Origin of the sequence: Ligilactobacillus sp. UO.C109 (genome assembly GCF_026847815.1) — a bacterium.
Classification (GTDB): Bacteria; Bacillota; Bacilli; order Lactobacillales; family Lactobacillaceae; genus Ligilactobacillus; species Ligilactobacillus salivarius.
In genome coordinates this window covers 1-662 of sequence record NZ_JAPSFH010000009.1, presented here as the reverse complement: position 1 = coordinate 662, position 662 = coordinate 1, and the positions used below count along the sequence as shown (strand labels likewise).

At 51.4% G+C, this 662-nt stretch carries 1 rRNA gene; it reads right to left on the bottom strand.

Annotation, left to right across the window (positions count from 1 at the left end):
• Positions 1-662, bottom strand: a 16S ribosomal RNA gene (locus tag OZJ21_RS03435); the annotation flags it as partial.

The following is a 662-nucleotide window of genomic DNA, read 5'->3' as shown; positions in this document are numbered from 1 at the left end:
CGGCACTGAAGGGCGGAAACCCTCCAACACCTAGCATTCATCGTTTACGGCGTGGACTACCAGGGTATCTAATCCTGTTTGCTACCCACGCTTTCGAACCTCAGCGTCAGTTACAGACCAGAGAGCCGCTTTCGCCACTGGTGTTCTTCCATATATCTACGCATTTCACCGCTACACATGGAGTTCCACTCTCCTCTTCTGCACTCAAGTCTTCCAGTTTCCAATGCACTACTCCGGTTAAGCCGAAGGCTTTCACATCAGACTTAAAAGACCGCCTGCGTTCCCTTTACGCCCAATAAATCCGGACAACGCTTGCCACCTACGTATTACCGCGGCTGCTGGCACGTAGTTAGCCGTGACTTGCTGGTTAGATACCGTCATCGAATGAACAGTTACTCTCACTCGTGTTCTTCTCTAACAACAGAGTTTTACGATCCGAAGACCTTCTTCACTCACGCGGCGTTGCTCCATCAGACTTGCGTCCATTGTGGAAGATTCCCTACTGCTGCCTCCCGTAGGAGTTTGGGCCGTGTCTCAGTCCCAATGTGGCCGATCAACCTCTCAGTTCGGCTACGTATCATCACCTTGGTAGGCCGTTACCCCACCAACTAGTTAATACGCCGCGGGTCCATCTAAAAGCGATAGCAGAACCATCTTTCATC